Origin of the sequence: Gimesia benthica, assembly GCF_009720525.1 — a bacterium.
Classification (GTDB): domain Bacteria; phylum Planctomycetota; class Planctomycetia; order Planctomycetales; family Planctomycetaceae; genus Gimesia; species Gimesia benthica.
Genome location: NZ_CP043930.1, coordinates 3,105,606 through 3,131,513 on the forward strand (window position 1 = coordinate 3,105,606; position 25,908 = coordinate 3,131,513).

Annotated in this window: 20 protein-coding genes; 4 read left to right on the top strand and 16 right to left on the bottom strand. The window is 53.4% G+C overall.

What is annotated here, in order from left to right; genetic code table 11:
* Position 1 precedes the first annotated feature (1 nt).
* The 6 genes from dapB to F1728_RS11770 all read right to left on the bottom strand — a co-directional run bounded on the left by dapB (position 2) and on the right by F1728_RS11770 (position 5,778).
* Positions 2-805: a 4-hydroxy-tetrahydrodipicolinate reductase gene (gene dapB / locus F1728_RS11745; RefSeq protein ID WP_145036274.1), complete on the bottom strand. Its 804-nt coding sequence runs from the start codon at positions 803-805 to the stop codon at positions 2-4.
* A gap of 146 nt (positions 806-951) precedes the next feature.
* A complete protein-coding gene (queG, locus tag F1728_RS11750; protein ID WP_155364260.1) occupies positions 952-2,112 on the bottom strand; it encodes a tRNA epoxyqueuosine(34) reductase QueG in 1,161 nt (386 codons plus the stop codon).
* Positions 2,113-2,139: 27 nt separating this feature from the next.
* Positions 2,140-2,937, bottom strand: a complete 798-nt coding sequence (locus tag F1728_RS11755; RefSeq protein WP_155364261.1) for a phytanoyl-CoA dioxygenase family protein — start codon at positions 2,935-2,937, stop codon at positions 2,140-2,142.
* A gap of 234 nt (positions 2,938-3,171) precedes the next feature.
* A complete protein-coding gene (locus F1728_RS11760) occupies positions 3,172-4,359 on the bottom strand; it encodes a phosphoglycerate kinase (RefSeq protein WP_155364262.1) in 1,188 nt (395 codons plus the stop codon).
* 142 nt (positions 4,360-4,501) lie between these two features.
* A complete protein-coding gene (gene frr, locus F1728_RS11765; RefSeq protein WP_145036265.1) occupies positions 4,502-5,062 on the bottom strand; it encodes a ribosome recycling factor in 561 nt (186 codons plus the stop codon).
* A 236-nt stretch (positions 5,063-5,298) separates the two neighbouring features.
* Entirely contained in the window at positions 5,299-5,778 is a 480-nt protein-coding gene (locus F1728_RS11770) for a CBS domain-containing protein (RefSeq protein ID WP_145036263.1), read from the bottom strand.
* A gap of 446 nt (positions 5,779-6,224) precedes the next feature.
* On the opposite strand from F1728_RS11770, the gene F1728_RS11775 reads away from it, so the two are divergent.
* Positions 6,225-7,205, top strand: coding sequence for an AAA family ATPase (locus F1728_RS11775; RefSeq protein ID WP_155364263.1), 981 nt, complete (start codon positions 6,225-6,227; stop codon positions 7,203-7,205).
* 69 nt (positions 7,206-7,274) lie between these two features.
* Here the strand turns inward: F1728_RS11775 and F1728_RS11780 are convergent, their stop codons facing one another.
* The 7 genes from F1728_RS11780 to F1728_RS11810 form a co-directional block, all read right to left on the bottom strand.
* Positions 7,275-11,858, bottom strand: a complete 4,584-nt coding sequence (locus F1728_RS11780) for an outer membrane protein assembly factor BamB family protein (RefSeq protein WP_228030841.1) — start codon at positions 11,856-11,858, stop codon at positions 7,275-7,277.
* A 106-nt stretch (positions 11,859-11,964) separates the two neighbouring features.
* Positions 11,965-12,666 carry a hypothetical protein gene (locus tag F1728_RS11785; RefSeq protein ID WP_155364265.1) on the bottom strand — a complete coding sequence of 234 codons (702 nt, stop codon included), beginning with the start codon at positions 12,664-12,666 and terminating at the stop codon, positions 11,965-11,967.
* Positions 12,667-12,826: 160 nt separating this feature from the next.
* Positions 12,827-13,429 (bottom strand): peroxiredoxin, encoded by a 603-nt coding sequence (locus F1728_RS11790; protein ID WP_155364266.1) that lies wholly within the window; start codon positions 13,427-13,429, stop codon positions 12,827-12,829.
* A gap of 58 nt (positions 13,430-13,487) precedes the next feature.
* Positions 13,488-15,662, bottom strand: a complete 2,175-nt coding sequence (locus tag F1728_RS11795) for an outer membrane protein assembly factor BamB family protein (protein WP_155364267.1) — start codon at positions 15,660-15,662, stop codon at positions 13,488-13,490.
* A 105-nt stretch (positions 15,663-15,767) separates the two neighbouring features.
* Entirely contained in the window at positions 15,768-16,541 is a 774-nt protein-coding gene (locus F1728_RS11800; protein ID WP_155364268.1) for a hypothetical protein, read from the bottom strand.
* A gap of 298 nt (positions 16,542-16,839) precedes the next feature.
* A complete protein-coding gene (gene lpxK / locus F1728_RS11805; protein ID WP_194242784.1) occupies positions 16,840-17,913 on the bottom strand; it encodes a tetraacyldisaccharide 4'-kinase in 1,074 nt (357 codons plus the stop codon).
* Between the two features lie 241 nt (positions 17,914-18,154).
* Positions 18,155-18,946, bottom strand: a complete 792-nt coding sequence (locus tag F1728_RS11810) for a hypothetical protein (protein WP_155364270.1) — start codon at positions 18,944-18,946, stop codon at positions 18,155-18,157.
* A 1,082-nt stretch (positions 18,947-20,028) separates the two neighbouring features.
* Between F1728_RS11810 and F1728_RS11815 the strand changes: the two genes are divergently transcribed.
* Positions 20,029-20,952, top strand: a complete 924-nt coding sequence (locus F1728_RS11815) for a DUF1573 domain-containing protein (protein ID WP_228030689.1) — start codon at positions 20,029-20,031, stop codon at positions 20,950-20,952.
* An 81-nt stretch (positions 20,953-21,033) separates the two neighbouring features.
* Here the strand turns inward: F1728_RS11815 and F1728_RS11820 are convergent, their stop codons facing one another.
* Entirely contained in the window at positions 21,034-21,429 is a 396-nt protein-coding gene (locus tag F1728_RS11820) for a sirohydrochlorin chelatase (RefSeq protein WP_155364272.1), read from the bottom strand.
* A 136-nt stretch (positions 21,430-21,565) separates the two neighbouring features.
* On the opposite strand from F1728_RS11820, the gene F1728_RS11825 reads away from it, so the two are divergent.
* Positions 21,566-23,296: a serine/threonine protein kinase gene (locus tag F1728_RS11825; RefSeq protein ID WP_155364273.1), complete on the top strand. Its 1,731-nt coding sequence runs from the start codon at positions 21,566-21,568 to the stop codon at positions 23,294-23,296.
* Positions 23,289-23,822: an adenine phosphoribosyltransferase gene (locus tag F1728_RS11830; RefSeq protein ID WP_155364274.1), complete on the top strand. Its 534-nt coding sequence runs from the start codon at positions 23,289-23,291 to the stop codon at positions 23,820-23,822. Before F1728_RS11825 ends, F1728_RS11830 begins: the two co-directional genes overlap by 8 nt.
* Before the next feature lie 11 nt (positions 23,823-23,833).
* On the opposite strand, the gene F1728_RS11835 is transcribed toward F1728_RS11830, so the two are convergent.
* Positions 23,834-24,631: a class I SAM-dependent methyltransferase gene (locus F1728_RS11835; RefSeq protein ID WP_155364275.1), complete on the bottom strand. Its 798-nt coding sequence runs from the start codon at positions 24,629-24,631 to the stop codon at positions 23,834-23,836.
* Between the two features lie 24 nt (positions 24,632-24,655).
* Positions 24,656-25,837 (bottom strand): hypothetical protein, encoded by a 1,182-nt coding sequence (locus F1728_RS11840; protein ID WP_155364276.1) that lies wholly within the window; start codon positions 25,835-25,837, stop codon positions 24,656-24,658.
* Positions 25,838-25,908 lie beyond the last annotated feature (71 nt).

The window sequence follows — 25,908 nt, forward strand, 5'->3', positions numbered from 1 at the left end:
TTTAGTTCAGGCCCAGCACATCCGCCATTGTATACAGACCCGCCTTCTGGGTTGTCAGATATTTGGCCGCCATCAGGGCGCCGTAAACATAGCTGTCACGGGTATGGCCGCGGACTGTGAGGTCGATCGTCTCACCCATCATGCCGAAGACAATCGTATGCTCTCCCACATTGTCGCCGGTCCGCAAAGCGTGATAGCCGATTTCACAAACCGGACGCGGACCGGGACGCCCTTCGCGTCCGTGAACGTGTTCGGTCTGCCCCATCTCGTCAGCAATGATTTCACCAAAGTGCAATGCAGTCCCACTGGGGGCATCTTCTTTAAACCGGTGATGCCGCTCGATAATTTCTACGTCCACGCCACTGGGAGTATTCTTCAGCGAATGGGCGGCTTCCCGCACCAGCTTCATCATCAGATTCACAGCCACGCTCATATTGGGGGCCAGAATCAGGGGAGTCGTCTGTGAAGCCGTCAGCACTTCATTCCGCTGTTCCGGCGTCAATCCCGTGGTAGCAGCAACCAGCGGAATCTGCCGTTCAGCACAGACCCCGGCGATTTTCACCAGTCCGGCCGGCAGGGAGAAGTCGATGATCACATCCACGCGGTCGGTCAACTCCGACGTAATGTTCAGGCCAACAGGACCGATGCCGGCCACTTCACCCACATCTTTACCAAGGGCAGGAGAAGTATCCGATTCCAGGGCAGCTCCCAGTTTCAGATCCGGATCCTGATATACGAGCACAGCCACCCGCTGTCCCATCCGACCGCTGGCTCCATTGACTCCGACAAGAAGTTGATCGCCCATCTCACTGCTCCCATTCACAATAACGTTCTGATATTCGAACCAAAGATTTTTTGTTGGCTTAACTCTGTTGCAGATCGTAATACACGCACTGTCACTTTTCCATCAGAGCCCACCACTTTCTCCCCGCATTTTCCAGTTTATTCGCCTCAACGCACCAGCTTAGCGAGTGCCTGCTTGAGTTCTTCAATCACATCTGTTTCGGTCTCAATTTCCAGACGGGTTTGCAGCATCTCAACCGTGGTCGGAGCTCCCAGCCGTCCCAGCGCCCAGACCACAGCCCCTCGAATCAGCGACTCATCATCATTGAGTACTCCCAACAATGCCGGCACTGCACTCTCATCTCCCCGGTTCCCCAGTACGATGGCTGCATTCCGGAGCAACCCCGCCCGACGGGCCCGCGACATTGGCGTGCTCTGGAACCGCTCCTGAAATGCAGCTTCATCCAGTGTCAGCAGTTCGCAAGCATCAACGGGCGTAAACGTTTCGACCGGCTGGAACGCTGGTTCTCCGCTGATCGGTGCCTTCCGATTCCAGGGACAGACATCCTGGCACACATCACAGCCGAACATCCAGTCCTGCATCCCCGGTCGTAACTCTGCAGGGATTGGCTGATCTCGCAGTTCGATTGTCAGATACGAGATGCACTTCCGCGCATCCAGCGTCCCCGCTTCTACGAACGCATCGGTCGGACAGGCCTCCAGGCACCGCGTACAGGTACCACAATGACTTGTTTGTTGCGGTTCGTCATATTCCAACTCATCACTCAGCAGCAGCCCCGCCAGAAAAAACCAGCTTCCCTCCCGCTTGTTAAGCAGCAGAGTATTCTTTCCAATCCAGCCCAGACCTGCCAACTGGGCGAAGTCCCGCTCCAGCAGCGGCGCAGTATCGACAACACCCCGCGTTTCACAATCGGGATACTGCTCGTGAATCAAGCGCGACAACTGCTTCAGTTTCTTGCGAATCACCTTGTGATAGTCGGTCGTCCCCCAGGCATAACGCGAAACCCGCGCCTCGGTTCCCGTCACCTCGGGCGGCGTTTCCGTCTGATAATTCAACGTCAACATCAGCACACTGCGCACGGAACTCATCACATAGCGTGGATGTTCATAGGCCTCTTTACGACGTTCGAGGTAACTCATCTCTCCCGCGTATCCCTGGTTCAGCCAGTCCAGAAAGCTGTGATAACCAGTGGGCGTGACCGCCGGCGCAATCCCGGCCAGATCAAAGCCGACCTCGCGCGCCAGTCGCTTGATCAGCTCACTCTGCTGACTCAGCGAATTTCCTGTGGTTTCGGCACTCTTACCCATTCTGCTCCCACAATTCCATGTCACTCATCACAGCGACGAATCTGCCTGCATCTGTTCCCACTGGGCATGACCGATTTTTAATACGTCCGCATCATCCCTCTTCGTCAGCGGTGTGTACTGAGGGTGTCGCGATTCTTTGTAAGGATCATTGTGCTTCGTGTTGTAACAGCAGATGAATCCCCATCGCGGATGGTCGCTTTTATTCTGATCTGAACGGTGCAGCAGATTGGAGTGAAAGAAGATCGCCGACCCCGGTTCCAGCGTGCAGTACACGAGTTCAAACCGCTCGCAGGCCGCCGCCACCCGCTCCGGATCTGCGCCGGTCTGGTCGCCTACTTTTCCATGATTCATCCGCCCCATCAGGTGGCTCCCTTTGAGCACCTGCAGGCAACCGTTCTCCTGGGTCGCCCGGTCGACGGCAATCATACAGCTGGCCATATCCGGAAACAGGCAACCGTTGTTGTACCAGTATCCGTAATCCTGGTGCCATGCCCAGGCACCACCCACCTTCGCTTCTTTCTGGATCATCTTGTGGTGGTAGTGGTAGACTTCATCTCCCAGCAGTTCTTCCATCCGGTCGACAACCCGGTGACCGGCGGCAATCGCACCATAGATGTCTTCGCCGATTTCGTTCTCCACGCTCAGTTTGACCGCGCCCCCTTCTCCGTCAGCCCGGCTGAAAGTCGCCTGCTGCATCGCCAGGTCTGCCCGACCAATCTGCCCCAGTAGCGCTACTTCTTCCTCACTGAATAACGATTCCACGACCACAAAACCGTCACGCTGAAACCGCTCGATTTCTTCATTTGAGAATAACGACGTCACCATTTGCCTCACTCCCCGTTCACAACTGTTAATGAGAGCTATTGAAATAACACCAGAGTTTTCCGGGTGGCACTGTTGGCTTGCCCAACAGTGAATGTATCACAAACAGAACCCGCTACCTCCTTTATTCTACCGCCTTGCTTCCCGGGTTGCGAGTAGATCATTGCCAAACAAAAAGACACAGTCCCTCCAATGAAGGACTGTGTCTGATAAACTCGATTTTTCAGCGGGATTCAATCAGGCTTCATCCAGCAGATTAACGGCTGCAAACTCCTGACCTTCCAGCATCGCCAGGCTGGCACCACCGCCGGTACTCACATGCGAGACCTGATCGGCAAAACCGAGCTGCTGGATCGCGGCGGCACTGTCGCCACCACCGATGATACTGGTTGCATCACTGTCTGCGATCGCCTGGGCAACCGCTTTGGTTCCTTCATCGAACGGCGGCATTTCGAACACACCCATCGGTCCGTTCCAGACCACTGTTTTAGCGGACTTAACTGTCTCAGCAAACAGTTTCGCCGATTCCGGGCCGATGTCCAGTCCCTCGAAACCATCAGGGATTTCACCGGCTTTCACAACCTGCTTGTTGCAGTTGCTGTTAAAGTCGTCGCCACAGTGTGTGTCGACCGGCAGCATCAGTTTGTCGCCCCCTTTGGCGATCAGCTCTTTTGCCAGTTCGACCTTGTCCTTTTCTACCAGACTGTCACCAACCTGACCTCCCTGTGCCAGCGAGAACGTGTAAGCCATCGCGCCACCGATGAGCACCTTGTCGCAAATGCCCAGCAGGTTGTTGATCACGTTGATCTTGTCAGAGACTTTCGCGCCCCCCAGAATCGCCACGAACGGACGCTGTGGATTGGCAATTGCATCGGACAGGTATTGAATTTCTTTCGATACCAGGAAGCCAACTACTTTCGGCTTACCGTCCATGGCTTCCGGAACTGCGACCATCGAAGCATCGGTCCGGTGGCAGGTACCAAAAGCGTCGTTGCAGTAGATATCAGCGAACGCAGCCAGCGCACCTGCGAAAGCGGCATCCCCTTTTTTCTCACCATCGTTGAATCGCAGGTTCTCCAGGATCAGTACCTGGCCATCTTCCAGGGCAGCGACTTTTGCCTTCGCATCGTCGCCAACCGTATCCGTCGCGAAGGCGACGTCCTGATCCAGCAGCTTACCCAGGCAGGCAGCGGTTGGCTTGAGACTGAATTTCGCATCACCAGCATCCCCCTTGGGACGTCCCAGGTGACTCATCAGAATCAGGCGACCGCCACGATCGATAACCGACTTGATCGAAGGCAGAGCCATCCGCACCCGGCGATCATCGGTAATATTCAGATCGTCATCCAGCGGAACGTTAAAGTCGACACGCATCAATACGGTCTTACCCGCTACGTCTACGTTTTCAATTGTTTTCTTTGCCATGGAAACTTGAACCTGTCTCTTTGATTACAGAGGTTAAGATAGAATGTGACTGTATTGAACCCGTCGGAAAAACGACGAATTCCTGGTTATACTGGCGGGAGCACTTTAAGTTGCGAGCGCGGGCTACTGAGAGACCGACGGACTACTCGTCCATCACGTCCTTTTCTTTCGCATCCGCCATGCTGTTGACTTTACCTTCGAACTTTTTGGTCAGTTCCTGGATCTGATCCTTGGTATCGTCCCGTTCGTCTTCCCCCATCACTTTGTCTTTTTCGGACTGGTCAGCATGCTTGTTTGCATCCCGGCGGATGTTGCGGATCGAAATCCGGGCTTCTTCAGCCAGCTCTTTCACGCGGGAGACCAGCTGACGACGACGTTCTGTCGAAAGCGGGGGAATGTTCAATCGCACGACGCGACCATCGGTATTCGGTGCCAGTCCCATATCGCTGGCCTGGATCGCTTTGGCAATCTCTCCCACCATCTGGGCATCGAAGGGGCGAATCAGAATCTGCTGCGGCTCGGGAACGCTCACGTTCGCCATCTGCTTCAACGGAGTCGGCGAACCGTAGTAATCCACGCGGATCGAATCCACCAGACCGGGGGTGGCCCGCCCCGTACGAATCCCCTGCAGCTGACCCTGGAATACGTGAACCGCTTTGTCCATTCTCTCTTCCGCGTCGAGTAAAATCTCTGCCTGGTCCATGCTGCAAGTCCTTCGAATAGTTAGCTTTATCTGAATAGAATCGATGTCTGACTGGATACCGCCCGCCCCACTGACCGGAAATGTTCAGTCTGTCAGCAACGCGAACTGGCCCGATTTTAGTTGACCAGCTCTGAAAATCAAACCGTCAGGAACGAGAAAAACCAGCTGAAACAGGTTCAGCTGGTTTTTCTCAGGCAAGACTCACTCTTCTTTTTTACTCTGCAACAGGAGACCGATCAGGCAATCGGCGACTCTTCCCGGTTCATAATTCCACTCAGATACAACAGGTTTTTCTCCTGAGGCAGATTGGTCTTGAACTGCAGATGTTTCAGTTCCGCCTTCAACAGATCACGGCGACTGATCTGACCGACCAGGCAGTTTCCATCCCGCACGACCGGCAGACGACGTGTCGGAGTGCTCTGAAAAATCTGCGCGATGGTCAACAGATCCGTGTCTTCCGTGATACACCGCGGTTCCGTATCGATAAACGGAAAGATCTGCGTTGAAGGCAACTGCTCATAGCTGGCTTTAATCAGCACATCCATGCAGCACCGTTCTGAAAAGACACCCAGTAATCTGCGTTCTGAATCCAATACGGGTGCACCGGAAATCCGATGATTTAACAGCTTCCCGATTGCTTCATGTACATCCATGTCCGGAGTTAAGGTGATTAACTTCGTGACCATGATGTCTTTCGCGAGTACAGGCTTATCCATAGCTTTTCCCCCCTTCTAAATTGGCGATTTTAGAGACCAGGTCAGTGAGTCACACAATAAACAGTGACAGGAGATGACTTCAGAACGAGGTGATCAGTGTGAACTCAATATAGAAATGAAATAACGCCTGGCACGTTATTCATAATCGAATGTGGAAAACTTTTATATTCTATCAACCACTTTTTGATTACTCAAAATCTTTTCCGCTGATCACGTATCCGTACATGTGATCTGACCAACGTTATCTTTCACAATTTCAACGACTTAACGATTTCTGCAAAAAATGATTCCTGTGCCTTTTACACCAATTTCTCTCCCATCCTGGAAGTCGAGACCTGACAGATACGCTCCGGGACGCTTATAATCAGGCTTCGCCTACTCAACTTTAGAATCTCCTGCACCAGCGGTGTTTCACAGCCCCTGGTCAGACAATAGAAATCAGGGCAATGTCACAACGCGTGGAAATCGATGGTGTCGGACTGCATCTGGGACGGCCGGACCAGACCGTCAGCGACTGGATCGGACAACATGAAGCACTCAAGCAGTTGCTCGCCTGCTGGCTGGTGATCGACGAAAAAGATATGCCACTCACACCGCGACTGGTGGGCACGCCCGGTATCGGAAAAACATCGCTGGCCATCGCAGGCGCACGCACGCGCGAGCAGGAACTCTACATCTATCAATGTACTGCAGACACACGACCTGAAGACCTGCTGGTCACCCCGGTACTCGCCGAAAGTGGGAAGATCAATTATCACGCCTCTCCACTCGTCAGTGCCATGATTCGTGGCGGCATCTGTGTCCTCGATGAAGGCAACCGCATGAATGAAAAATCATGGGCCAGCCTCGCGCCACTGCTCGATCATCGGCGCTACATTGAATCCATTGTCGCCGGCGTCACAATCCCCGCACATCCAGATTTCCGCTGTGCGGTCACCATGAACGAGGATGAGTCCACCTTCGAAATCCCCGACTACATCCTCAGTCGTCTACAGCCCAGCATTACCCTCGAACATCCGAATCGCGAAGATGAGAAGATGATCCTGCACTATCATCTCCCCTTCGCCGATGAGCATATGCTCGACCTGACCGTCGACTTCCTGCAGCAGTCACACAACCTGAAGCTCGATTTCTCAACCCGTGACGGAATCAACGTGCTGCGACTGGCACTCAAACGTGCCGCTCAGGATAAAGAACACCCCCTCAGTAAAGATACCATCTGGCTCGAGTCACTGAAGAGCTGCCTGGGTGATGATGCCCTCGACCTCGAATCTCTCTCAGAAAAGCGTCAGCAGAATCTGGGTGGCAACATGATGCCGATGGGGCTCGGAGACTTCTTCTTCTCCCCGGATAACCCCCTGCATCCGGACCGGGATGATGACGATTTTGAGGACTTCGAGGATGACGAAGACGACGACAACTATTAAATCGTCATCCAATCCAGTCAGGCACTCGCGCGTCGACTCAGATCATTGGCACCGATTGCCTGAGCTGCCCTACTGAGGGGCCGCTGCAGGTTTCGGCGCGACTACCGGCGGTTCTTCAAAACTCAACCGGATCTGGAATGGTTCGATCAGAATATCTTTCTGCTCCAGATCGGGTACGACCCAGGTTCGCAGACGATTGCTGCTCGTTGTCTCTTTAAGTACCTGCGAACCATCCCGCAGATCGATGACCTCCAGATCAACCTGATTTCCCGAAGAAGTTGAAATACCCATGACCCGACGGATGCCAAACGTCATCACCGGCAAATCGAAGAACTGTGTGAAATCGATCCCCTGTGCCTCAAGCATCCGCGACCACATCAGCTCTCCCGTTTCACGATCGATGGAATACAACATCCCGTTGAACAGGAGAGATGTCATGCTCAAAGGGCGATACGTTACTCTGCTCTTTACGACATACGGCAGACTGACAAACACCAGGTACTGCTTTTTGTTCTCCAGCAGCAGCACACGCATCACATTGGGGGCAGCCTGGCCTTTGACTTCGACCTTCTTCTCGCCAGTCCGCAGGTCTCGTATGGAAATCGTTCCATCCGCTGCCACCATGGCGATTTCATAATTCTGCCCCAGCGTATAATTCGTATCTTTGTTGATCTCGAAACTCCAGACCACTTCATCGCTGACCAGGTCCCGCAATTCAAGTCGACGCGTATCATCGGCGGGCGGCCCCAGTGTCAGCAGGTAGCGTTCAAACGCAAAAATCGCCGAGTGACCTGGCTTCAGTTTGAAAGCATTGACCGACTCTCCATTCTGACCACTCCGAACCACGTACCGCGGCTCAGTCCGGCTCTGAGAAGTCATCAGAATCACATGCTCCGCATCGCCAAAATGCCAGCTGTTGTTGGGCAGTCCCTGACGTTTCCAGAGAATTTCCCCAGTCAGCAGATCGGCGGCGATTAATTCGCTTCCCAGTTGATAGCAGAGGAATTCAGAATTGATTGTGCCAATACGTCCCAGTTGTTCGCGATCCGAATTCCGCGTGATATATTCGCGTAGCACCGGCGCCAAACCACTGCGTTCAATGGAAATGTAATCACGCAGACTCGGCGGACCGGCGATCATCCTCTGTTTCCAGAGCAGGCTTGGCTGACCATCGGTTTTCCGATTGATGGTATCCAGCACAAAAAACTCGGCCCCAAAGTTCACGACCAGATAATTCTCGAAGACGCGGGCCGAGAAGAAAGGCTGTTGCGGAACTTCGATCCCGGCTTCCGACAGCGAGAAGGTCCACAACGGCTTCCCTGCACCGTCAAATGCCAGCAGTTGTTCTTTCGCCGGCCCCACTTCCAGCCGATGGTTTTCGAATAAAGGATTTGTCAGCCCGATAATCTCCACCGGCAGCGAAGTGTTCTGCCCTTTGGACTGCTCATCGCGATATACCTGGGCCGGATAGTCAGGCCAGACAGACCTGGAACGTGACTGTTTCTGAAACTCCGGATCTGACTGCCAGGACTCCACCACCTGTTGACCCGATTTTCCATCCAGACAGATGACATCGGGCCACTTTGTTTTCAGCTCCTGCAACAACTCCTCTGCCTGGGCATACTGATTGAGTGACACATAAATCTCAGCCAGTCTAGCCGTGGCGAAGGCGGCACTCACAGGCTGAGCTGAGTTGCGCAGCTGCTCAAGCTGCTGCATCAGCTGACGACGCAAGACCGACTGCTTTCCCGGAGAAGCTGTTTTCAGCTCTTGCGTCAGCCGCTCAACCAGCAGCATTCGCGCCTGACGTGTGGCCGACAGATTACCACAGCACTTCAGAAATCGCTGTAGTTCATCCTGATCGGCAGAGGCCAGGTGGTTCGTATAATAGCTGGAGAAGAACGCATCGATTTCCTGACGTTGCTCTTCATTCGCCCGCACCATCAACAGTTCCAGCTGCGATCGAATCCAGCGATCGGTGCGAACAAAAGCGCCTCCTTTGGCAGTCTCGGTAGAAAACAGATTCTTCAATTCCGAGAGCTTCAGGTAGTTCTCCAGAGCCGCTTTCAGATTTCCCTTGGACTGGTAATTCGTCGCCAGGATCTGGAAGAAACGACGCTGTTGATTTTCATCAACGAGCAGTGGTTCAATTTTACTGATCTGACTCTCATACTGACTGAAGTCATGATCGAGACTTTCCAGCATCATGTCTGCATACAGTCGCCGTGCACGGATGGTGGGTTTGATCTCAATCGACCGCTCAATTTTCGCCAGGGCCTGATTCACATTTCCGGAGTAAAGATACAACTCACCCCGCAAGAGTTCCGCCTCTGCCTGTTTCGCTGGCTGATCGGACTGACTGGCCAGGCGAATTTGTTCAATAATCGACGCCGCCGATCGAAACCCGACGACTTCGGTCTCATTCTGAGCGACCAGCATCCCGCTCCCGGCTGACAGATTTCCCACCAGCGTGTCAGTCTCGACCCGCGTCCGGGCCAGAATCAGACCATCGTCCAGGCGGATACTCAGGATCTCTCCTGTATCCACAGGTAGAAAATACGTATCCCGCACCACGATGCCCCGTCCGCTGGGAGCTGGAATCTTCTGAGCTTTCGGCCAGGCCGGACTTCCATCACTTAACTTGAGTGCCTCAATTGAACCCGGTCCTACCAGCAGGATATTCCCATCCTGCACCGAGGCAATAAACAGGTATTCCTGCCGCGGTCGCGACCAGATCAGTCGACCATCAAACAGATCCAGGCACTTCAGGTTCTGTCCCGTACGTGACTCTAACAGGACCCGGTCACCCACGATCAACGGCGTGAATTCCGCCCAGCCTTCGGCATTCTCGTTCGCATCGCGACTGAAGGCAGCGTAAGAGGTAATCGCATTTCGGCGTGGCTCCACATTTCTCCAGAGCAGTTGACGTGTTACGGCGTTGATCCCCACCGTACACCCCGAACCGGTCGGACAGACCAGAACGCCATGGGCCAGCGAGGGGCTCAATCCCATGCGGCGACGGATATGGTCCAGCGGACGACGATCCGTTGTATAATCGCGGGCGATCGGATACTCGCTACGAAACAACGACTGCGTCCAGAGCGTTTTCCCGGTCTGCGGATCCAGCACCAGCAGACGAAACTCGCGTCCCTCTTCTGCTAGAGCATACAGCTTGCCATTCAGGGGTAACGGCGGCCCGAGGAAGTAGTGCCCTGAGTAATTAATCGGGTTCTGTAACCGGGGACCTCCCAGTTCCCAGACGAACTTACCCGTGTCGACTTCAAAGGCCATCAGACGGTTGTAGGAGTTGGGTGAGAGAACGCTCTCCTGGTCTTCCCGACTGAAGTGATAGAAACCGCCGATAAAGCCAACGTTTTCCACGCTGAATACGAGCTTGCCATCTGAGCTTAAATGGCCGACCGTGTAATCCTGCCAGGCCCGCTGCGTCAGATATTTCTGTAACGGAGTCTGGGGCGTACCCAGAAATTCTTCATCGGAATTCTGCGGATCCTTCAGCATCTCGCGGAACAACGCATCCGAAACCGTCGTCTCCCACTTCAGTTTGCCGGATCGCAGGTCCAATCCCTTCAGGTTATTGTGCGTTCTCACGACAACCGTGTCGCCCGCCACGATCGGACTGGCAGCAGGTAATACCCCCGACAGATGCTTGCGACGGAAGTCACCCAGTTTCTGCAGGATCGCTTCCAGGGGAGGCAGATTTGGATTCTTCTGTAAGAATGGGTCGCGGATCGTGGAAAACTGCCACTCCGGTTTCGAGGAAGGGACGGCGAACTCTGCGGATGCGATTCGCTCTGCATTACCGCGATAGAGAGTCCAGTCAGACTGTTCCCGGGCTCCCTTCAGATTCAGCGTTCCCACCAGTTGGGATAACCATGCGACAGGGTTCTGCCCTTCCTTGAACAACGCGACCTTTTTGCCATTCGGAAAGACATAGTCTGTACCGTTGGTCTCACGAGCCAGCTTCATCAGCGACTGGCGGCTTTTTCCGAGGTTCCCCAGATGGTACCAGGCGACCGCCAGCTTGAACGTCAGATGTGGTTCCTTCTCAGTGGCCAGATCATGCCGTTCGCTGAGCGATTCCCACAACTGCGCTGCAGCCGGTAAATCACCCCGTTCGTAGTAATAAGAACCCAGCGTGTAAGCAGCCTCGGCTCCCGCCTGGGTATGAAAAAATCGGCGAACGACTTCGCGGAGGAGGTCCTGGTTGTCCTGTTCCCGTGCTTCGCGCAGCATCTGCTCAGCGGTGGGACCGTACTGCACCGAATAGTATTTTTTTCCGTCCGGAGGTAACGCCGCCAGTTGATCCTCGGCAGCCCGTTTCAGGCTGTGAAAGCCCACACCACGATCAATGGCCACAAAATCTTCCGGGGCATCCAGAATCGCCTGCAACTCAGGAATTCCAGCAGAATAGTTCTTCTCATCAATCAGCTGGCGGGCATCCTGATAGCGTTTTGAAAACTGACGACTCGCAGGAAACAGCTCCAGTTGATCGCGGCCATTGGGCCACGCATCCAGGGACTCCTGCCCGAAACAGAAACCGGGCAGCAGTAAACTCAGAATCAGCATGCCCCCATACAGGAAACAGCGGGTGCGTTCTGGTAGTAATCTGGTAGCGTCTGATGCAAACAACATAGGCAAAAGCGGTGTTTCCACGTCCTGTCTAAATAAAATAACTTTGAAATTCGAGCGAGTTTCGAATCTCCTGGCCCTGACCGGAATCACATCCCCGGCAACAGAACTAATTCACCATCAAGCGGGTGTCTTCGACGACTTCCTGAATGCCCGATTGATCCAGCTCCCCGGTACGGAATGCCCGGTTCGCTTTGACAACGCCCTCCCAGAGCATGACATTCACAGCAGCCTCCTGCTTTACGTTATAACCCAGCGGACTGTCAGTGCCTTCATACACCGTCAGCGGTACATGTTGAATTTTCTTCTCGCTGGCGATTTGTTTTAACTTCGATTTCTGCTCACCAGGATTCTCACTCAGCAATACGACGAATGCAGCCAGCTTATCATCTTTGTGAGCGGCCACCTCCTGATCGATCTTCTGAATTAGTGTCTCGGTCTGTGGTCCCAGTTCCCGGACGAAAATCCCCACAACAGGGCGTTCCCCATACAGACAACGGTAGCAGAGTGTCTTTCCCTCATAGGGCCCCGTGACATCTTCCACTTCAAACGGCATCGGGACCTCTCCGACTTCCATTCCCGACTGGAAGGAAACCGTCTCTGTCTGACTCATGTCAGGCTTCGAGGATGCTGATCCCGGGAGAGGCGCTGCTGCCCCCAGTTCGGCTTCGGCGACCGGCGTTTCGGAATCGGCGTCCGATACCGTCTCATTCGACGTTTCCGTTTTCCCGCATCCTGCCAGCGTCATCGCAGCCAGCAGAAGCACAGCGGCGGAGACAGACAGGATTTGATTCAAACGGTTACGGCTCATGGGCTTGTCTCCCTGGTAACAAACAAAAAACAACTCACCCGCACCGTCAATTGTATGCCTTCAGCCGGTTGACTGTCGAGTACGAATGACGATTTTTACGGGTGAGTGAACGCTTCTGAACCGTAGTTTTCGGCCCAAAGAACGGTTTTAGGAGCAGGAACTACTTCAGTTCGTTGACTTTCTTCAGGATGGCTTTGCTGTCATCAGCAGCTTTGACCTTGGTGTTCTTCATGGCAACCTTACCGTCTTTGTCGATCACAAAAGTCCAGCGGGCTGCTGTCACACCACGGGTCAGCTTCTCCTTTTTCCCGTCGATGGTCCGCTCAATCGTGGAACCGGGACGCAGGGGAACACCAAACTTCTTAGCCACACTGCCATCTTCATCCGCCAGCAGCGTGAAGTTCAGATCATACTCTTTTTTGAACAATTGATGATTACGTACCGAATCACCACTGACACCCACAACTTCTACGTCTTTCCCCTGCAGCTTCTTCATGTCATCTCGGAATCCACAGGCCTGCTTGGTGCAGCCACCGGTCATGTCGGCAGGGTAGAAGTAGACCACCAGAATTTTCTTACCAATATAATCAGTCGACTTCCAGCCTTTGCCCGCGTCATCTGTAGCTGTGAAAGCAGGAGCCGCATCGCCGACTTCCACTTTTCCTGGAGGAGCATTCACCTGCCCCTGGACACTGGCAGACAAACCACACAGACAAACCAGACTCAACAGGGAGCCGAGGATATTACGATACGATACCTTCATGTCAATCACCTTGTTTAAAATTAGAATTGGAGTTGGAGCTACATTACATCTTACATTTTCAACGTGCCTGCGTCTCCGCTGCAGACAAATTCTCATTCTCTTTTCGTGATCCAGGGACGATGCCGTGATTCTGGAACGCGGTCACCTTTCGGGGCTGCGCGATCAACAGCTGATCCCCCGCGATTACCAGGTTCCCTCCCGTTTCTCCCTGTAAGGCCTGCAACGGGATTCTCTGCTTGAGTGTGCCTCGCTCAATGTCTACGACCAGCAGTTCATCCCTCAAAGGCCAGTATACGTTCTCTACAGAAAGCAGCCCTCGACCATAGCCGAAACCCTCCGGATCGAGATAGCCTGCCTTCCAGCGTAACGCCCCACTTGCCCGATCGATGCCATACAGTTGATTCCCGCTGACCACCAGGGTCCGCGCCGTGACTCCCAACAGGTTTCGAATCTGCTCCGGCCATTCCCGCTCCCAGAGCAAAAGTCCCGAAGACGCATCGAAGGCCATGAGGGTTTTTGTATCCTGGGGAGCAACGAACAGAATTCCCTGGTCATACAGGCAGGGGACCAGACCACTCGCCATGTGATCGCTCAATTCCCGCCGGGAAACATCGTCTGCGGAAGGGTACGTCACGACCCAGTTGAGTTTCCCATCCTGAGTATTCAGTGATGCGATCGCTCCCATATCCGTTGAGAGATACAGTTGCCCCTCCGCGAGTGTCAGCAGCAGATGGGTGATGTAGTTCACACCTTCTTCGATATTCCTCAGTGCCAGGCAGACCTTCTGATTCCACAGCATCTCCCCGGTCTCGGTAGAGAAACAGGCGACATTCGTCTGCACTTCAGGAAAGCCCCGGTGCAGCACGACGTAGAAACGATCGCCGGCAACAACAGGAGCCCCTTCAAACGACCAGACAAAATTCTGCTCGCGCAACTCGGCAGAAGAAATCTTCCAGAGCATCTTGCCTTCGCCCTCATCCAGGTCCAGGCAAACCAGTTCCGAAAACAGTCCCAGCCGCTCATCTTTCGCCACAGAAGTAACCGGCGATCCCATGCGGGCGTATAACCGTCCGTCGGCAACAGTCATCGTAAACCGGGGGACTCCCACGACAGAGCGAAACGGCAGTCTGACTGCCCCCTGCAGAACGGAAGGATATATAATCGGACTCGCCTGAGGATCCGCGTCAGACCAGGCGGGTGTTCCCGTCTTCCAGTTGAGTGCATAAATGCGCTCTGAGTCATTAATAAAAACATGCTCCCCATGTACGACAGGGAAGAGCCCCGGTGGCACGCGTTGACCAAAGGCAGGTTTCCGCGTGTATTCCTGACTCCAGACCAGAGGCACACGAAATGACCAGGCTGCGGCCCCGACGTTCAGAGCATGTCCGGCCCGGAAATTACGCGTCTGGTGTCCCGCGAATGTCTGCATTTCGTCTTGATCATTCGCCAGTGAGACCTGACCGCGATCTGATAGAATTCCTGTAAGTTGGTCTGCCAGGTTCCCCTGCTTACCGGCGAGTGAGCCTTCCGCATCAGGATAGCGCTCGCGAAACACAGCCAGTTCCGCTTCGGCCTGTTTGAAATTTCCCTCGAACAGACTGACCAGAATCAGACGCGCCAGAATCGGGGGCACGGATAAATCGGAATCGGGATAGTAGAAGAGTCCGGTATCACTGCGCGCTGCAGATCCCGGTTCAGGAGGTAGCAGTTTCCGCCAGTAATCCCGCGCCTGTCCCAGTTCACCGCGTTCCCAGGAGATTTCACCGAGGCGATACAGGGCATCGTCGCCGTAGCTGCTCATCAGTGCCTGATCGACAATCTGCAACAGCGGGCCGACTGACGATTCCGCTTCCGCCTCTTCCAGCCACCTGCGGGCTCGGGGATCAACCTTTTCCCGGTAAATCTGAATCGCTTCCGGGGGAAATCCTGCGAGCAGGTTCTGACAGTAAGTCGCCACCCGCAGATAGCGTCCCGGGGATTCCGGATAAAGCGTGTTGCCGTATTCCTGGGAGATCTGGATCAGACTGTTGATCGCGTCTTCCCATTGCGCGCCAGCCAGAAAATCCTGCACGGAGCCCATCTTCTTGAGCACCGCATTATTCACATCCAGGGAGACCGATTCGCGAAATTGACCGGCGGCTGCCTGTGGCTCTGTCTGAGCCAGGCTGATCTCTGTCGAGAATAAGATCGCTCCCAGCACCAGCAGAGCGATGCAACCGCACGGTTTATGCATGGCGAAAACGACCCCACATCATTCAGCAACAGATCTAAGGGCATTAAAAAGGACACGCCCAATCGGACGTGCCCTGTCTGTACGTTTCTCTGATGTTACAGAGGATTACTCGAAATCAGATGCTTTGTATTTGATCTCGCCCAGGTCGAGGGTTTCCCCGTCCTTGACGTTCACGTTGAAGCTACGATCCAGGTAACCTTTCTTTTCATGCCAAATCCGGAAAGTCTGCTTACCAGCGGGCAGATTCTTGATGGTAAATTTTCCATCTGCATCAGATACCACAGCGTAAGGATGATCTACCACGAACCAGTAAGCGGTCATCCAGGGATGGATGTCGCACTTAACCTGCATCGGCAGAATTTCAGGAATCGGGTTGGATACTTCTTTTCCTTCACGATCTTTGGGAGCCAGGATGAAGTTGACAGCCTGGTTCTTGATCGGGAAGGTGTGGGTGTTGTGAGCGACGGGATCGTCAGATTTAACAATCACTTTCTGGTCGGTACGAACAATCAGAGCGTGAGGCTCGAAAGTACAACCTTTCTGGTCAAACACGACGGTCTTGTCTTTGGATTCCTTCAGATCGGGATGAATGTCTTTTGCCCGACGCATGTAGAGGAAGATATTCTGGATGCCTTTGTTGTCAGGATTGACAACCAGATCATTTCCCAGATGAGTGTCAGCTGCACAGACGGCAGCATCTTTGACGTTGGGATCGCCTTTCTTTCGCTGTACAGGACGCTCGGGGACAGGACCATCGAAAACGAACTTGCCAGTGATTGAACCCCAACCCGCTGCGGAAGCAGCAACAGGCGCGAAAAAATTCAGGCCAGAGATCAAAACAGCGGCGAGCAGAACCTGGCTAATATTTTTCTTTTGCATAACTTAAACACCTCGTTTATTTGAATTATGATTGAACAGACCAATGATGGAGGCAGGGATACGGTCACCACATTCAGTCTAAGCGGCCCGTCGTATTGGTAGGTTTCTGGCAGGAAAAGTTCGTTTACCGGGTAAACGGCCTGCATTGTGTGAAGTTACTCTCTTCTCAGGATGACAGAACGCAGAACCAAAATCAAGTATATCTGAAACGGGATTACAGCAAATTTCGGGATCTCTAAGGTGATTTAACCCAATATATATTGGTTTTCCAATGGTTTGGAGCTGATTCTGCCCCTGACTACGTGTTTACAGACTTATTTCTCTGGCTCCACCAGCCCCGTTTTCCGCAGGATTTCCTCAAAATCAGCCGCCCCTGCACGATTTCCGCACCGATTTCCACTGCCCAAACCGGAAGCCCTGACAGTTTTTGTTCACTAATTTTCACCAGGTCCTTCGCAGTCGTCAAAATCAGCTCGGCTCCCGACCGTTCTGCCTCTGAGCCAATTTCCTGCAGGTCGCCTGCACTATAGTGATGATGATCCGCAAAGACACGCATGCCACAAACCCGGCCTCCCGCATCCACCAGTGTTTGCTGAAATCCGCGAGGATTCCCGATCGCGCAAAAACCCCATACCTGTTTCCCGGTCACTTCAGTCAGTTCTCTGGTTTCCCCAGCGGCATTGACCAGCCCCCGGGGAGCAAAACGCACATGGGCGATCCTGTGCTCGGGCACAAATTGTTTGACTTCCGTTATCAGATTCTCCAGCAACTCAGGCGGACTCTGATCCACCCGCGTGATCAACACAAATCCTGCCCGCCGCAATCCCGACTTCGACTCCCGTAACAGTCCCCGCGGTAATTGATGACCGTAGCCCCAGGGATTCACTGCATCGATCAACACGATATCAAGATCACGTGCGAGCCTGCGATGCTGAAACCCGTCGTCCAGGATCAGTAAGCGTGCTCCTGCTTCGACAGCCTTCTCTGCTGAAGCACAACGATCCGGATTCTGATAATGCGGCACCTGTGGGCAGAGTCGATCCAGCAGCAGTTTCTCATCATTCACTTCACCGGGCAGCGCACGATAACCTCGGCTGAGTAGCGCGACAGAAATCCCTTGTTCTTGAAACCACTGAGACAGCCAGGCAACTAACGGTGTCTTCCCGGTCCCCCCGGTCGTCAGGTTTCCCAGGCTGATCACGGGCACGCTCACCGGTCGTGCCCGTTTAAGGCCCCAGTCAAACAGACGGTTGCGAACAGCGACCGCGGTTCCATAGAAGAGGCTGAGAAACCCGAAACAGGGTTTGAGGCACCGGGCAAGCCAATCATGTCGCGCGCCGGAAATGATGCTCAGATAGTCAACCTCGTTCACAATTCAGCCTGTCTTCCTGGGTTGGCAGAATCAATGTGCGGGCAGAGTTCAACAAAAACACGCCCTGTCCCGAACATGATAGCTGAGATGAGGCTTTCTGGCTAACCAGCGGCCAGACTTCATCAATCAGAATCTACCACGTTCCGGACAGGGCGTGCGTGCACAGGGAGGAATCGAGTCGAACAGGTTCAGCGGTCGTTCCCGGCTCGAGCTGACAGGAACACCTCTGAACCCCGGCACCTTACCGGTGGGTGCCGTCAGTTGGAGGATACGGTTTGTAACTGAGTTCGACGATTCGTCCCATAATCAGACGGACTCGTCTGGTCTGGGGAACATTTCCTGTCTCAGGGAATATCGCATACACCTGATAGACATGCTGAATCCCGGGAATTAAAGGACGCTTGGTCACGAATTCCCAGATATCATCATTTGCAGGATCACGATATCCCACCATCTCATCGCGTTGTCGGTTCAGTGCCACCACGCGAATGTCGGTCGCACCTGGAGCATAGATATCCAGACCGGCATCGCGCGGATGCCCCTCCGGACCATCGGCCGGCATCATCCGCGTTGGTCGACGATAGGCAATCCCCATCGTTCCCGGATAATGCAGAATCGTTGGTCGGACTGCCGGAGCGGGAATTAACCCCGCTTGCGGCGGGAGACCACCACCGGCTGGCATCCCATAAGCACCAGCCACAGCACCTCCAGACTGGCATGACCGGCAGCCACCCTGCGAAACGTTTCCCATACCATAAACGACTCCCTGATAATATTGATCAACGAACGAGTCTCCGCAGCCACAGGAACTCATCCCGCAACCGGAACCACATTTGTGCTTATGACCGCATTTATGTTGAAAGCCCGGACGCCACGGACTGCAGCACGCTCCTTTATGGAACATCGACAGACCGCCCATCTTGCAGTGACCACATTTGTGACCGGCTTCAAGCCGGTCTGAGATCACCAGGCAGGAAATTCCCAGCACAAGCAGTCCGGTCAGACCTGCCCTGGCAGTATTTTTAATTTTCATCTGAATCTATCGCTCCCTGTTTGAATGAGACCGAACTGATATTCCCGCCACCTCGGCGCAGACAGTGACGTTCCTCACACACTTCTTTACTCGAATTAACAACACACTCACACACGATTGGTATGAAACGGACCAGCCTGCACTCCTCTCAGAATGAAACTGATCTGATAATGAAAGAGATCCCCTCTTCCTTATCATGCAGCTGGAACCGTCGGGGACCCGCTGTTGTATTTGCCGGAGTGGATACCCACTCGTAATTCAAGCCTATCACTCCGCGCTATGCGTGCTGGCTCGATTTTGAAGAAACCCACTTTTCCAATCCGTGAGTTAAACTGCTGTAAGCATCCTGCTGAACTGGCAAAAGAACAGGCACGCCTACTTTAGGAAAGCCTGTTAATCTATGAGTGCCATCAGCAAATAGGGAAGCCCATTGAATGAATTTTCACCAGTTGTAATAAAAATACCGTTTGCGGGCAGTAAGTGCTCAAAGCCAGTTATGGAAACTGTTTGCGACATCATGAACAATCGCATCAGGTCATCTGAATCGGGTTCGATTACGCAGCTTAATCCGTCCAGAACCGGTAGTTGCGACCGGAAAGAGACAACATTGACAATTCAACGTATGCGAACTAAATTGCCACAACCAAAGTGTCGATGCCGACTGATGTATTTGTCACACACATGCCATTTACTGATGTTCTGAATCTCAAATTTGATCTCAGAAACTGAAACACAGTATAATACTGGCTAACTGATTCAGGCTTGTGCATCTCGACTGTCTGCTGAACTTTGGCACCACAGTCATCTGCCTACCGAGCCCGTTTTTACAAATAGTGTGAAACGTCTCTGTGAATGGATTCTGCACTATAATGATGTAAGGGTTATGTGCTGAAAGTCGGTTATTGTCCCTGGCCGGATGAAATCGGTCTCAGCGCCTCGACTTGAGTGATACATCGAAGTTAATTCATTTTTTGCAGAAGTGAGATTCAATAATGCTGAAAAACTGTATTTTCCGGTTCGGCGTCCTGAGCCTGTGTCTGTTAGTCTTGAATGCTGCCCCATCATTCGGACAGGACTGGGCGATGAAGATGTTCGATAAAGACAAAATCGACTTCGGCGTCATCGCCCGTGGTTCCGATGCCGAATACCGCCTGAAAATTAAGAATATCTATAAAGATCCCGTCCATATTGCCAATGTTCGCACCACTTGCGGCTGTTCGGCTGCTGAGCCTTCCAAGAGCATCCTGGAAAGTGGCGAAGAAGGATACATCCAGGTCAAAATGGATACCGCCCGCTTCCAGCGTCGTAAAGATTCTAACGTGATTATCACCATTGATGCTCCCCAGTATGCTGAAGTCCGGATCCCGATTACTTCGTATATCCGTACCGATGTCGTCTTCACACCGGGTGCTGCCAACTTTGGTTCTGTCGAAGTCGGTAAAGGTGCAGAGACCACTGTGGCTCTCGCTTATGCAGGCCGTGAAGACTGGGCACTGACCGGAATCGAATCCCGTAACCCACACGTGACTGCCAAGGCTGTCGAAACGAATCGAGGTGGTGGACGCGTCAATTACAACATCATGCTGACTCTCGATCCCAAGACTCCTAAAGGTCCAATCCGGGAGCAGCTCATCCTGAAAACCAACGACGTTAACTTCACAACAGTACCTCTGCTGGTCGAAGCCCGTGTCGAATCTGACATTACCATTACCCCCGAAGTTGTTTCTCTGGGCATGATGGTTCCGGGACAGGAAAAAACAGTCAATGTTGTAATGCGGGGCAAAAAGCCATTTGAAATCACAAAGATTGAATGCGAATCCAACGATGAAGCATTCAAGATCCGCATGCCGAAAGCAGCTCAGCCCATTCACGTGCTGCCGCTGACAATCGTTCCTCCCGATAAACCAGGTGAATACTCAGAAGAGTTTACCGTGACCATCGATGGTCGCAGTGAACCGATCACCTTCAAAGCCTTCGGTCGGATTGCTGAAACAAAAACCAATTAGTGGTTTTCATTGCGAGAAAAAGGACGTCCTCAGGGGCGTCCTTTTTTTGATCTCTGTCGTACAGGCAAGCGACAACTGTAGTCAGTCTTCGTCAGCCTCCCGCAACCGAGCGAGTACAATTTCCAGCATCAGCGGATGCAGTCCCAGATGCCCACACAATTTAAACTCGGTCCCGGGGAATTGTGTCGTAAATTCACTGCGGTGCTCTTCCAGATCATTCTGCACATGCACGCCTGCTGAGAGAAAGTAGGGCAGCATCAACACTTCCTCCGCTCCCGCAGCCACACAGCGTTCCGCCCCCTCAGGGATCGTCGGCTCTGCCAGTTCCAGATAAGCGATCTCGATGATCGGAAACACAGACCGTTCCCGCAGCATCTCTGCGAGCTGCACGAGATCCTGATTTGCCTCCGCACGTCGACTGCCGTGTGCGATCAGCAGAACAGCCTTCCTTCTTGCATCAGACATGGATTCATCCATAATAGAGTGTACTGAAATCGTCTTTCATTTCGCTTGCTGAGATTATAGACTTCAGCCAGTCTCCCGACACTGAACAACCGACAGTCTGACGACGCTTTTCATCGACGACCAACACACTTCAAACCGAGCAGCAACCTTGAATAAACACGAACATGAATCCGCCCCCGAACGTCTGGGGGAATATCTGATCGGGAAAAAAATCGGGGCTGGCGGCATGGGTTCCGTCTACCTCGCAACGAACATCCACACCGATCAGCAGGTTGCCATAAAAATTCTCCCGAGTGCCCTGGCCCGTGAGGCTGGCTTCGTCGAACGCTTCCATCGTGAAATCGAAGCACTCAAGAAAATGCACAACCCGTATGTTATCGAATTCTATGACAGCGGAGTTGAAAACGACATCTACTACTACGTAATGGAGTACGTCGAAGGAGAAACGCTCACCAACCGTCTCCGCCGCGACAAACGGCTCGACTGGAAAATCGTTATCGATATTTCGATTCAGATCTGCTCTGCCCTCAAGGCATCCCACGACGCCGGTATCATTCACCGCGACCTGAAACCGTCCAACCTCATTCTCAAAGACGATAACACGGTCAAACTGGCCGACTTCGGCGTAGCACAGCTCTTCGCGACTGAAAAACTGACCGTCACCGGGGGCATCATAGGCACGGCAGAATACATGTCCCCCGAACAGGCAGAGGGCAAACGGGTTACTCGCCAGAGCGACCTGTATTCACTCGGTGCCGTCATGTATGTCATGCTCACCGGCCGTCCCCCTTTCAGTGGCAAAACCATGCTGGCCATCATCCAGAAACAGAAGTACGGCCAATACGATCGACCCAGCCGCTATGTGGACGATCTGCCAGTCTGGCTGGAAGAGATCGTCTGCCAGCTCCTCGAAAAAGATCCTCAGAAACGTTACCCCGATGCGTATGTGCTCTCGCGTCGTCTGCAGGAAGTGATCAACAAGTATGAGATGTCGACTTCGGAAGACACCTATGCACTTTCCGGCACCAGCGCAGATTCAGCGACTTCCACCCAGGCACACTCTGACTTCTCCGATCAGGGAGCGGGCTCAGGCACCCTGATGCAGGGACTGATGCGGGCACAACTCGAGGCTGAGAGTACCGGCTCCCGGCTGGGACAACTGTTTGACAACACCTGGTTTCTGCTTGGTCTGCTCGCCCTGGTCATCGCCGGAGGCTACTTCTGGTTCCAGGAACGCGAACTGTCCCGCGAGGAAATGTTGCAGCACGCGAAACAGATCCTACAGCAGCCGGAAGGCCCCGACTGGTACATCGCCCGCGATAAATACCTGCTCCCCCTGCTGGAGAATCCTTCTAATGAAGACGAGAGCATCATCAAGGAGCAGCTGAGTCGCATTCAATCTTATGAGCTCCGCTCGAAAGCCGGCATGACTGCCAAGCGCAAATCACGCTCTGGCCTGCAGACCGAACCGCAGCGGTTCATAGCCCTGGCCCAGAATTACCTGGAATCAGGAAACCTGATGCAGGCCGAGATTGTTCTGTCCTCACTGATTGAACTGCTCCCGGAAGAACCGGAACAGAAGGAGATGCGGGATCTGGCCATCCAGATGCGCAACGATCTCCGGCAGGACCCTAACCGTACCGCTCAACGTTATATTATGCTCACGCAATCAATGTCTAAGGCAGACGCTCTGCTGAAAGAACAGAAATACGCTGAAGCTGCTGCTGTCTGGCGTGCGATCATCGTCCTCTATGGACAGGACCCGGCTGCCAGTGTCTTCGTTGAAAATGCGCGCAAACATCTGGATCAACTGCCCGATAACATGTCGGCAGAAACCCCACCCCCTGAACCTGAGAAAGCCAGTACCGAGAATGAATGACTCGCTCAATCTGAAAGATTATATTCGTGAGATCCCCGACTTCCCCAAACCCGGCATCCTGTTTCGGGATATCACACCTCTGCTGGCCGAGCCGAAGGCATTCCAGGCTGTCGTCGATCGTCTGGCAGACTACTACCGCGATAAACAAATTACTGCAATCCTGGCTGCCGAAGCACGTGGATTCATCTTTGCAGCGCCTCTGGCTCTGGCTCTGGGTGCCCGCTTCATTCCGATTCGCAAGCCCGGCAAACTCCCCTTTGAAACCAGAGCCTTTCACTACGAACTGGAGTACGGATCTGACTCGCTCGAGATGCACACCGACTCCATCCATTCAGATGACCGAGTCGTCATCGTAGATGACCTGCTCGCAACCGGTGGTACAATCTCCGCCTGTATCGAACTGGCCCGCCACTCCAACGCGGAAATCGTGGGCTGTGCCTTTCTGATCGAACTGGCATTCCTCAACGGTCGCGAGAAGATGAATGGCTGCGATGTTTTCTCACTGATTCATTACGACGCCGAATAAGCTCAGTTCGACTAAGGGACCCAGAGAGACGAAGATTCCTGTTTCCCGGTATCTTCGGAAATCCGTCGTGCCTTGATTCGTACGTAAGGTGCGACAAAACGTCCCCGGTAGCGAAAATGACCTACCGGTGCACTGGGGTCAGCCCGTAGCGGCTCGCGTAAATCTTCGATCACAAACCCGGTGCGGCACAAGCCCCCCACCAGTTGATCCCAGCGATGCAGGTACTCTGTGGCCCCGTCTTCGCGGTAAGCCCGGTCTTCGACTTTGGGCAATGCGCCCTGCTGATAATATTCCAGACCGATCACATACCGGTTCTGCTGATCCCGATGCGTAATCTGCAGACTGGTGGGCGTCTTATGCTGACTGATATACAGACCACCGGGACGTAACACACGTGCGATTTCGCGGTACACCGCTTCAATATCGGGCACATAGCAGGTACTCACCGGCTGATGCACAATATCGAACTCAGCCTCGTGCAGCATCGACAGATCATCCATCGACGTTTCCACAATCTTGACCTGCAGCCCGCGACGGCGCGCTTCCTGTTCGTCCAGTTGCAGCATCTTGTTGCTCAGGTCAACAACGGTAACCCGGGCTCCTGCTGCAGCATACAGAATCGACTGCCAGCCTCCCCCCGATGCCAGGCAGAGTACCGACTTCCCTTCGACCGAAGCAGGCAGCCAGCCGCGCGAATCCAGCGTCTGCAACGGATTGCGGCACTCTTCATCGGTTGCCAGCTTCGTAAACTGGCTGCGGTTTTCTGCCAACCGGTTCCAGGCGGCTCGGTTCTGAGGCAGGTGGGACATAGACTGTTCTCTTCAAACAGGGAATCAGGATTCCTGAGGCTGCGGTTTGTTCTGAGCGTCCAGCAGTGCCCCCGCGAAGGTCACCAGATCCCCCTTGCCTCGCGCAACTTTCTGCAGGACATCCAGGTGATTTGTCTGACGGCACAGACTCGTGAAAGAGAACGTATTCGGGTCCTCAAACTGGCTAAGGTAAGTTTCCGCCAGCTCAATCGCCCGCTCATTCATTTTCAGACGCGTCAACAGATCAATGAGCACATAGGCAATCATCTGCTTGTCATCTTCATCCGGTTCCATTTCGAGCTTCTTCTCGAAATAACCAATGGCCAGGTTCCGGTCGTTTTCCTCTCCCACCAGTGCCTTGAAGAAATGCAGGTGAGCCGGATAAAAATCTTCAAACGGCGATTCACCCGGATACTGAAACTGCTGGTCAAGTCGCGAACCGTATTCACACAACTCGATCACTTTCGCCAGGTGCGGATCGTCTTCCGACAGGAGCCGCGCAAATCGGACCACGGAATTCAGGTGGGAGACGTCAATATGGTAACTGCCCCCTTCGAACATCCAGTCCCGACCGGCGATCAACTCGCGCAGATTGTCAGCGGGCGGTGCAATCGGCATCTTCTGCTGCACATGATACTGCAAGGATTGGACGAGATCGGTATAGAGCTGATCGACCAGCAGCTGTGCGATTTTTTTCCGGCTCTCTGGCTTGAGCTGGGCATTCATCTGGTCGAAGACCGTAATCGTATTACAGATCCCGTTCGACTGCAGCATGATCTCGAATCCTTTCTCTGGATTCGCTCCCTCATACGCACAGACCTGAATCAGTCCTTCAACCTTGTCTTCGGGCACAGTTCGGGGGTTGATCTTGCTGAGTGCCTCTGAAACCCGTTCCGGTTCCTGAATAGTCTGGAAATAAAGCCAGGCATCGGAATACATTTTTTCGTCCAGGAACAGGTTGCCCACCTTCCGAGCTGCCTCGATGTAGGCTTCTTCGAACTCTCTCTTCCGTTCATCAGGAACATTGTCGAAAGTCGTCGGCTGCAGGACTTCCAGCCCCATCGCGTGTTTCTGTTGCATCAGTAATGCATCAAACAGACGATGATAGTTTTTCTGAGCGGTCAATGTTTCAATCAGCCGCTCCAGGACGGATTCCGGAGATTGTTGTTGTGACTCTTCCAGTGCGGCAAAAACATCTTCTGACATGATTCCTCGCTTGATCCTGATCGCTTCAGTTTCACTGATCTACGCCGAAAACGGCACGATAAGCTATCCAT

Excerpts from the sequence above, each read along its gene's own strand:
- F1728_RS11835 (WP_155364275.1), bottom strand. The coding sequence starts at position 24,631 with ATGTCCCACCTGCCTCAGAACCGAGCCGCCTGGAACCGGTTGGCAGAA.
- F1728_RS11820 (WP_155364272.1), bottom strand. The coding sequence starts at position 21,429 with ATGGATGAATCCATGTCTGATGCAAGAAGGAAGGCTGTTCTGCTGATC.
- F1728_RS11755 (WP_155364261.1), bottom strand. The coding sequence starts at position 2,937 with ATGGTGACGTCGTTATTCTCAAATGAAGAAATCGAGCGGTTTCAGCGT.
- F1728_RS11810 (WP_155364270.1), bottom strand. The coding sequence starts at position 18,946 with ATGAAAATTAAAAATACTGCCAGGGCAGGTCTGACCGGACTGCTTGTG.
- F1728_RS11800 (WP_155364268.1), bottom strand. The coding sequence starts at position 16,541 with ATGCAAAAGAAAAATATTAGCCAGGTTCTGCTCGCCGCTGTTTTGATC.
- F1728_RS11815 (WP_228030689.1), top strand. The coding sequence starts at position 20,029 with ATGAAGATGTTCGATAAAGACAAAATCGACTTCGGCGTCATCGCCCGT.
- F1728_RS11775 (WP_155364263.1), top strand. The coding sequence starts at position 6,225 with ATGTCACAACGCGTGGAAATCGATGGTGTCGGACTGCATCTGGGACGG.
- queG (WP_155364260.1), bottom strand. The coding sequence starts at position 2,112 with ATGGGTAAGAGTGCCGAAACCACAGGAAATTCGCTGAGTCAGCAGAGT.
- dapB (WP_145036274.1), bottom strand. The coding sequence starts at position 805 with ATGGGCGATCAACTTCTTGTCGGAGTCAATGGAGCCAGCGGTCGGATG.
- F1728_RS11790 (WP_155364266.1), bottom strand. The coding sequence starts at position 13,429 with ATGAAGGTATCGTATCGTAATATCCTCGGCTCCCTGTTGAGTCTGGTT.
- F1728_RS11840 (WP_155364276.1), bottom strand. The coding sequence starts at position 25,837 with ATGTCAGAAGATGTTTTTGCCGCACTGGAAGAGTCACAACAACAATCT.
- F1728_RS11795 (WP_155364267.1), bottom strand. The coding sequence starts at position 15,662 with ATGCATAAACCGTGCGGTTGCATCGCTCTGCTGGTGCTGGGAGCGATC.
- frr (WP_145036265.1), bottom strand. The coding sequence starts at position 5,062 with ATGGACCAGGCAGAGATTTTACTCGACGCGGAAGAGAGAATGGACAAA.
- F1728_RS11780 (WP_228030841.1), bottom strand. The coding sequence starts at position 11,858 with ATGTTGTTTGCATCAGACGCTACCAGATTACTACCAGAACGCACCCGC.
- F1728_RS11770 (WP_145036263.1), bottom strand. The coding sequence starts at position 5,778 with ATGGATAAGCCTGTACTCGCGAAAGACATCATGGTCACGAAGTTAATC.
- F1728_RS11785 (WP_155364265.1), bottom strand. The coding sequence starts at position 12,666 with ATGAGCCGTAACCGTTTGAATCAAATCCTGTCTGTCTCCGCCGCTGTG.
- F1728_RS11760 (WP_155364262.1), bottom strand. The coding sequence starts at position 4,359 with ATGGCAAAGAAAACAATTGAAAACGTAGACGTAGCGGGTAAGACCGTA.
- F1728_RS11830 (WP_155364274.1), top strand. The coding sequence starts at position 23,289 with ATGAATGACTCGCTCAATCTGAAAGATTATATTCGTGAGATCCCCGAC.